The organism is Noviherbaspirillum sp. (genome assembly GCF_036846085.1).
GTDB lineage: Bacteria > Pseudomonadota > Gammaproteobacteria > Burkholderiales > Burkholderiaceae_D > Noviherbaspirillum.
Genome location: NZ_DAIUCO010000243.1, coordinates 1 through 8,139, shown reverse-complemented (window position 1 = coordinate 8,139; position 8,139 = coordinate 1). Strand labels below are relative to the sequence as shown.

Genomic DNA, 8,139 nt, shown 5'->3' with positions numbered 1-8,139 from the left:
CTTCGGGGTGCCCAAAAGTGACGCGGTCAAAACGGGAAGCGAAATAAACTCGCCTACGGCTCAGACAAATTTCGGTTCCTTACCCGCTTTAGCCCCCTCTTTTTCGGCAGCGTCCAAGCGGAATTCAACGGCCAAAGCCTCGTTGCATTGACTTGGTCGGCGTTGACAAGCAACCAAAAAATACGACGTGAAAACTTATCAACCATCATCAAGCTGCAACGAAAGCAACTACTCAACACAAAACGTCATAGCGAACAATGTGGCGAACAGTTTTGAGCCTTTCCTATAGCGTATTAACGCTTAATACGTCTCCACATGAAACCGCCCTTCCTTCACCATCCTCGGATGCATTTCAGCCCAATCCATACCCTGTGAGGCGCAGATCGCCTGCAGCGACTCCATGACGCCCTTTTCCATACCCTTCAGTCCGCAAATATAGATGTAAGTATCGCCTTTCAGCAACTCGGCGACCGCCGATCCGGCATGCAGCATCTTGTCCTGCACGTAGGCTTTCGGCTCATCGGGCATGCGGGAAAACGCGAGATGCATGTCGATGAAGTCCGCCGGCAGCTTCCGTAACGGCCCGAAATAGGGCAATTCCTCCGGCTTGCGCGCACCGAAGAAGAGCATCAGCTTTCCGTCCTGCGGCTTGCCCTTGGCATAGAAGCGGCGCCTGTGCTCGGTCATGGCACGCATCGGTGCCGATCCGGTGCCGGTACAGATCATCAGGATGTTGGAACCGGTATGGTTCGGCATCAAATAGTTGGCGCCGAACGGACCGGTTACCTGCACCGTATCGCCCTTCTGCAGATCGCACAGATAGTTGGAACACACGCCGTTCACCGGCTTGCCATCGTGATCTTCAACTACGCGCTTGACCGTCAGGGACAGGTTGTTGTACCCCTCCCGCTCTCCGTCGCGGGGGCTGGCGATCGAATACATGCGGATGTAATGCGGCTTGCCGCTCGCATCGACCCCCGGCGGAACAATCCCGATCGACTGGCCTTCGAGTACCGGAAAGACTTGCGTGCCGAAATCCAGCACGATATGCCGGACGTCGCTTTGCGCATCCGGTGCAGTCAGCCGGAAGTTGCCGGCGACCGTCGCGGTGATCGGGTTTTTCAGCGTGTACAGGTTCAGGTAGGGATGCGCCGCGGACCACGGCGGCGTCGGCGAACTGGCCGACACCGCCGCATTGTGCTGCAGGTTTTCCGATGCGACTTCGGCCTCGTTGTCATGCTCGATCACCGTCAGCACGCTCTCTTCCAGCGCCTTCTCTGCCGGCAATTCATCCCAGGTGAGCTGTTCCTCGATCGAATAGGCCGATTGCTTCGCCATCGTGCGCCAGTTGTCGATCGCCCCGGTCGGGCACGGCGAGATGCAGGCGCCGCACCCGTTGCAGACATCCGCCTTGACGACATAGTTGCGGTCGTCGTGGGTGATCGCATCGATCGGGCAGGTTTCTTCGCAGGTGTTGCAGCGAATGCAGATCTCGGGATCGATCAGGTGCTGCTTTATCAATACGATCTGTTCTGGAGCATTCATGGGAAATCTTCTCGGTTGGGCCGATCAGTTGAAACGCACGTACTGGAAGTCGATCGGCTGGCGGTTGATGCCCACCGGCGGCGGCGCGATCCAGTTCGCCATCTTGCCCGGTTCGATCACGCGTCCCATCAGCGAGCTGACGAACGCGCGGTCTTCCTCGGTCGGCAGCCAGTTGCGCACGTTTGCCTGCCACTCCGTTTCGGAAATCACCCGGCCTTCCGGCGAGATCCGCATATTGGCAAAGGTACCGATATGACGATTGAATGCCTTGTGCGGCGTCACGAGACGGAATGGCAGGCCAGCCTTTTCGATCACCCGGTTCCACCGGCCGATGCCGGCGACCGAGTCGCGGATGAAGTCGTCGCGCAATACTTCATTCAAGGCATTGAGCATCGGCACTTCACGCTCGACCAGGCTGCCATTCTGCACTTCGAGAATCTTGTACTGGTTGTTTTTCAGCAGGTGGTCATCGTCGCGCTTGGTTTCCTCGTAGCGGCCCTTCAGGCCGGACGTATAGAAATTCGCCGCGTTCGACGACTGGTCTGCACCGAACAGGTCGACGGTCACGCTGAAATGGAAATTCAGGTAACGCTGGATGGTCTGCAAATCAATCACGCCCTTGGCGCGCACCTGTTCCGGATCTTCGATGCCATGCTCCTTCATGACCTGGCAGGTACGCTGCAGGACACGGGAAATGCCCGACTCGCCGACGAACATGTGATGCGCTTCCTCGGTCAACATGAAGCGGGTGGTGCGCGAAAGCGGGTCGAAGCCGGATTCGGCCAGCGCGTTGAGCTGGAACTTGCCGTCGCGGTCGGTGAAGTAGGTGAACATGTAGAACGCCAGCCAGTCTGGTGTTTCTTCATTGAATGCTTCGAGGATGCGGGGGTTGTCCTGGTCGCCGGAGTTGCGATGCAGCAGCGCTTCCGCTTCCTCCCGTCCGTCGCGGCCGAAGTACTTGTGCAACAGGTACACCATCGCCCACAGGTGACGGCCTTCTTCCACGTTGATCTGGAACAGGTTGCGCAAATCATATTGCGACGGCGCGGTCAGGCCGAGGTGACGCTGCTGCTCCACCGAGGCCGGCTCGGTATCGCCCTGCGTGACGATGATGCGGCGCAGGTTCGCACGGTGCTCGCCCGGCACTTCCTGCCACGCGGCCTTGCCTTTTTCCTCGCCGAAGTTGATCTTGCGGTCCTGTTCCGGCTGCGCCAGGAACACGCCCCAGCGATAGTCGGGCATCTTCACATAATCGAAATGCGCCCAGCCTTCGGGCGTGACGTTGACCGCCGTGCGCAGATACACATCATGGGACTGCGAACCTTCCGGCCCCATGTCCTTCCACCAGTTGATGTAATTCGGCTGCCAGTGTTCAAGCGCGCGCTGCAGCGTCTTGTCTTCGGACAGATTGACGTTGTTCGGAATCTTCTCGCTGTAGTTGATCGTGCTCACGGTTGGGTCCTTAAATGTTGTTCAGACATGAAATTCGTTGTGGAACGCAGGGCGCGCCATGCGCACCCTGCCTGCTTCCTGCATCGATCAAACGCGATCGAGATCGAACTGCGCCTTGTTGCCGGAGCCGTACACCTTCAATGCCCCCAGATCGCCCACGGCGTTCGGGCGGATGAAAATCCAGTTCTGCCATGCGGTCAATCGGCCGAAGATGCGGGTTTCCATGGTTTCCTTGCCGTTGAAGCGCAGGTTGGCCTCCATGCCGGTCAAGGCATCGGGCGACATGCTCGCGCGTTCCTCGATCGCCAGGCGGGTCTCATCCGCCCAGTCGAGATCGTCCGGGTCGTAGGTGACGAGGCCAAGCGCCATCGCCTGCTTCGCATCGAGCGACTGCCCGATGGTCGCGCGCGCCGCGCCGACTTCCGCCTCGTCGTCGTAGAAGCGGCGGCCAATGCGCGACTGGCCTGTCACCATCGGATACGCGCCGAAATTCATCGCCGATAGTGCAATGTGCGGTGCTTTTTCCGGCTCATCCGGCAGCGCCAGCATGTAGATGCGGTCGGCTGCCAATGCCACTTCGAATAGCGTGCCGGCAAAACAGGAGCCTTCGTCGATCAATGCAAACAGCGAACGGGAGGACACATCAAGACGCGCAAGCGTGCGGCGCAGAAGGCCGATGGTTTCGGCCACCAGCCAATGGCTGCCGTTCGCGGTCAGCACCTCGTCTACCGCCAGCACGGCCTGCGGGTCGCCCGCACTCTTGAGCAGCCAGGTGCCGGTATCGAGTTCGTTGGTGCGCAGATGCAGGATGGCGTCATCGAGTTCGCGCGCCATCTGCAACGGCCACCACTGCACGCCCGCCGCTTCGATGCCGGCGATGTCGTTCGGCTGCAAGGACGATGGCGCTTTCACCGTCAATGTGGCGGTGCGGGCGGTGCGGTCGATGGCGATCGATACATATTCATAGTCGACGCCGTTGTCGGTTTGCCTGCGGTTCAACGGCGTGAGCTTGACGCCCTTTGCGTCTGCCGGGCGATTGCTTGTGGCGGCAAGCGCTTCGGCGCGGGCACGCACGGTTTCCTGGAACTGCGCCGGCTTGGCGATATGGTCCACCAGGCGCCAGTCCTTGGCACGCTGGCCGCGCACGCCTTCCGATGTGGTGCAGAAGATGTCGGCATGGTCGTGGCGCACCTTGCGCTTGTCGGTCAGCCGGGTCAGTCCACCAGTGCCGGGGAGCACGCCGAGCAGCGGCACCTCGGGCAGGCTGACCGACGACGAGCGGTCGTCAACCAGAATGATTTCGTCGCATGCTGCGGCGAGTTCATAGCCGCCGCCGGCGCACGCGCCATTGACCGCGGCAATGAATTTCAGGCCGTTATTGCGGCTGGAATCCTCCAGGCCGTTTCGGGTTTCATTGGTGAATTTGCAGAAGTTGACCTTCCATGCATGCGAGGATTTACCAAGCATGAAGATATTCGCGCCGGAGCAGAAAATGCGATCGCGCGCGCTCGTGACGATGACAGTGCGTACCGACGGATGCTCGAAGCGGATGCGCTGGACCGCGTCATACAACTCGATATCGACACCGAGGTCATAGGAATTGAGCTTGAGCTTATAGCCCTCCTTCAGCCCGGCATCCTCGTTGACATTCATCGATAACGTAGCGATCTGGCCGTCGACCGACATCGTCCAGTGCTTGTATCGATCGGGAGAGGTCTCGTAATTCACTTGCACTGTCATGGCATTGCACTCCTCAAAGGCATTATGCTGCATCTCATTGTGTAGGCACTATATTGCATGCATATGGACGAGTCAAGCATAAAAATGCATTCAACTGTATGTCGAAACGCTCTATCGAAAAGTACTACTCAATATCTTTCCTAGGCACATCAATGCTGCGGCTGTAACCCGGCGCGCAGCTTGTCGAGCAGGCCGAAGAACGCTGATTCCTGGGTCATGTCACTGGTATCGAAGGTCTGGTCCGCCTTGGAATAGAACTGCGCACGGCTGTCGAGGATGTTCTTCAGGTCCTGCATTGCTTCCCGATTGCCCGACATCGGACGGGTGTCACCCTGGGCCACTACCCGGCTCATGTGTTCTTCCGGCGAAGCCTTCAGCCATACCGTATAGCAATGCGACAAAAGAAGGTTGTAGGTTGCCGGATCGGACACGATGCCGCCAGGAGTCGCGATCACCGCCCGCGGGCAGCGGCGTATGGTTTCTTCCAGCGCGCGGTACTCATACCGCCGATAGGCGTTCGGTCCGTAGAGCGCGTGGATTTCGGGAACGCTGCAACCAGCCAGCGTTTCGATCTGGCGGCTAAGCTCGATAAAAGGCACCATCCAGTGATCCGCAAGCATGCGGCCGATGCTGGATTTGCCAGCGCCGCGCAATCCGATCAGGGCAATGCGATCGCGCCGCGCGGATTCGCTGGTCGGTGCGTCGAAGATACCTGCCAGCGTGGTGCGGGCCATGGCCAGCTCCTCGTCGGAACGTCCCCGCAGGATTTCACGGATCATCAGCCATTCGGGCGAACTCGCCGTTTCATCGCCGATCATTTCCGCCAATGTGCAGTTGAGGACGGCCGTGAGCTGGCGCAGGAACTGGATCGACGCATTTCCGACGCCGGATTCCACGTTGGCGAGATGGCGCTCGGAAACATCGGCAAGCCGCGCCAGCGCCTTGCGTGTCAGTCCGCGCCTGGCGCGCAGCGCACGCACACGCTCCCCTAGCGAAATAAGAAAGGGATCTTTCTCCTCATCCACCCGTGCTGCCTCGATGGCGTTCTTGTCCATATTGTTCAGATCGGGGGGATTCTTCATACAATGCATTGAATGGGGAAAGACATGAAATATAGTATGCTCCATCGCCTTGACATCTGCAAGATATTACATATACACTCGTTTCAAGAGCAATATAAAACGCAATATGAAGATCGTGCGGTCGCCTGACGCGGTCTGCGCACTATAAAAGCAATCGCGAGGAGATGTAAATGATGAATTCGCCCGAATCATCCCTTCAGGATTTTGAACGTCTCATTGCAGGACTAACGGAAGAAATAGCCGCCCTGCCCCTCGATGCCTCGCTTGACGCATTTCTCAACGCGCAATACGGCCCTGGCAGCCATCTCTACGACAAGGTATTTCAGGCCTGCCGGGATGCCGTCGCAGCCGGCTGGATGTGCAACCGGGAAGGCGGCGGCATACGTTACGGCCGCGTCCTGAAAGCCACCGACCTGACCCACGGCTTCAGCGTGGACGTCGTGGAAATGGAAGATATTGCGGGGCCGCATCATGCACATCCCCACGGCGAGATCGATCTGATCATGCCGCTCACCTCCGGTGCCGAATTTGATTCAAGGCCTGGTGGTTGGTGCGTCTATGAAGCAGGCAGCGCGCATAGCCCGACGGTCACCAAGGGAAAAGCGCTGATTCTTTATCTGCTGCCGCAAGGCGCAATCACATTCACCCGCGCAGCCGCTTGAGCCGCGCCGGCGCCTCGCGTCAGAAGATGGCACGCCGACCGGGCGAATGCCACGCAGCAACCGCGAGCCGCGCCTGACAACACCAGGAGACAGACATGCAGCAGTCGTACAGTGCGTTGCCGCAGCGTTTCAACTTCACCCGGCACCTACTCGATCTCAACGCCGATCATCCCGAAAAGGTCGCCTACATCGATGACGCGACCCAAATCACTTACGGCGAACTGGATCAGCGGATAAGGCGCTGCGCCGCCGGCCTGCTGCAAAGCGGTTTGCGCCGCGAAGAGCGGGTCCTGTTGATGATGCACGATACCGTGGACATGCCGGTCGCGTTCCTCGGCGCGCTGTTTGCCGGGATCGTCGCCGTGCCGCTGAATACCCTGCTGCCTGCGACCGACTACGCCTACATGCTTGAGCATAGCGGCGCCAAGGCGATCATCGTCTCCGCGCCGCTTCTGCCGGCCTTGAAGGAAGCGCTTTCCATGGCGAAAGCTGATGTGCCGGTGTTCGTCGCCGGCGCGGACGCGCCGGCTCCCGGGTGCCGGAGATTTTCCGATTTGCTTGCCGCCGAGCCGCTCGGAGCGGATGCGAATGCGAATACCCATGCGGAAGACATTGCCTTCTGGCTCTATTCATCCGGCTCTACCGGCCGTCCGAAAGGCACCGTGCATACACATGGCAACCTGTACTGGACGGCCGAACTCTATGGCAAGCCGATCCTCGGCGTCCGATCCGACGATATCGTGTTCTCCGCGGCGAAGCTGTTCTTCGCCTATGGGCTCGGCAACGGGCTTACCTTTCCGCTCAGCGTCGGTGCCACCGTCGTCCTGATGGCGGAGCGCCCGACGCCCGCCGCCGTGTTCAAGCGGCTGACCGGGCAGAAACCGACCGTCTTCTGCGGTGTGCCCACCCTTTTCGTCGCCATGCTGGCCTCGCCGGAACTGCCCCCGGCAGGCGACGTGGCGCTGCGGATCTGCGCCTCAGCCGGTGAAGCGCTTCCACGCGAGGTCGGGGAGCAGTTCCGGCAACATTTCGGCTGCGACATCCTGGATGGACTTGGCTCGACGGAGATGCTGCACATTTTCGTCTCGAACCGGGAAGGCGAAGTACGATACGGGTCGACGGGCCGCCCGGTGCCGGGGTACGACGTCGAGTTGCGCAACGAACAGATGCAGCCGGTGCCTGTCGGCGAGGTGGGCGACTTGTATATCCGCGGCCCGAGCGCCGCCCTGTTCTACTGGACCAACCGCGAAAAGAGCCGCAGCACCTTTCTTGGCGACTGGGTCAAGAGCGGCGACAAATATACGGTCGACGCCGATGGCTTTTATACCTACGCGGGCCGTAGCGACGACATGCTGAAGGTCAGCGGTCAATATGTGTCTCCCATCGAAGTCGAGTCGGCGCTGATCGCTCACCAGGCAGTGCTGGAATCGGCGGTGGTCGGCCAGAACGACGAACACGGGCTGACGAAGACCGTGGCGTATGTCGTCCTTCGGGACGGCCGCAATGGTTCTCCGGCGCTCGAATCGGAATTAAAGGAATTCGTCAAGGGCAGGCTGGCGCCGCATAAATATCCGCGCGAGATCCATTTCGTCGCCGACCTGCCGAAGACGGCGACCGGGAAAATCCAGCGGTTCAAGCTGCGGGCACAGGGATAACGA

General features: G+C 59.7%; 6 protein-coding genes. 2 read left to right on the top strand and 4 right to left on the bottom strand.

The features are described 5' to 3' along the window. Positions 1-300: 300 nt before the first annotated feature. The 4 genes from boxA to V7080_RS21105 form a co-directional block, all read right to left on the bottom strand. Complete coding sequence (boxA, locus tag V7080_RS21120; RefSeq protein ID WP_334190361.1) at positions 301-1,545, bottom strand: benzoyl-CoA 2,3-epoxidase subunit BoxA; 1,245 nt, start codon at positions 1,543-1,545, stop codon at positions 301-303. A 24-nt stretch (positions 1,546-1,569) separates the two neighbouring features. Further along, positions 1,570-2,997: a benzoyl-CoA 2,3-epoxidase subunit BoxB gene (gene boxB / locus V7080_RS21115; RefSeq protein ID WP_334190360.1), complete on the bottom strand. Its 1,428-nt coding sequence runs from the start codon at positions 2,995-2,997 to the stop codon at positions 1,570-1,572. 87 nt (positions 2,998-3,084) lie between these two features. Then, a complete protein-coding gene (boxC, locus tag V7080_RS21110) occupies positions 3,085-4,737 on the bottom strand; it encodes a 2,3-epoxybenzoyl-CoA dihydrolase (RefSeq protein WP_334190359.1) in 1,653 nt (550 codons plus the stop codon). Between the two features lie 149 nt (positions 4,738-4,886). Beyond that, entirely contained in the window at positions 4,887-5,792 is a 906-nt protein-coding gene (locus tag V7080_RS21105; protein WP_334190363.1) for a helix-turn-helix transcriptional regulator, read from the bottom strand. Between the two features lie 200 nt (positions 5,793-5,992). On the opposite strand from V7080_RS21105, the gene V7080_RS21100 reads away from it, so the two are divergent. Both V7080_RS21100 and V7080_RS21095 read left to right on the top strand, forming a co-directional pair. Next, positions 5,993-6,481 (top strand): 4-hydroxylaminobenzoate lyase, encoded by a 489-nt coding sequence (locus V7080_RS21100; RefSeq protein ID WP_334190362.1) that lies wholly within the window; start codon positions 5,993-5,995, stop codon positions 6,479-6,481. Between the two features lie 95 nt (positions 6,482-6,576). After that, a complete protein-coding gene (locus tag V7080_RS21095; protein WP_334190358.1) occupies positions 6,577-8,136 on the top strand; it encodes a benzoate-CoA ligase family protein in 1,560 nt (519 codons plus the stop codon). Positions 8,137-8,139 lie beyond the last annotated feature (3 nt).

Excerpts from the sequence above, each read along its gene's own strand:
- boxA (WP_334190361.1), bottom strand. The coding sequence starts at position 1,545 with ATGAATGCTCCAGAACAGATCGTATTGATAAAGCAGCACCTGATCGAT.
- boxC (WP_334190359.1), bottom strand. The coding sequence starts at position 4,737 with ATGACAGTGCAAGTGAATTACGAGACCTCTCCCGATCGATACAAGCAC.
- V7080_RS21105 (WP_334190363.1), bottom strand. The coding sequence starts at position 5,792 with ATGGACAAGAACGCCATCGAGGCAGCACGGGTGGATGAGGAGAAAGAT.
- V7080_RS21100 (WP_334190362.1), top strand. The coding sequence starts at position 5,993 with ATGAATTCGCCCGAATCATCCCTTCAGGATTTTGAACGTCTCATTGCA.
- V7080_RS21095 (WP_334190358.1), top strand. The coding sequence starts at position 6,577 with ATGCAGCAGTCGTACAGTGCGTTGCCGCAGCGTTTCAACTTCACCCGG.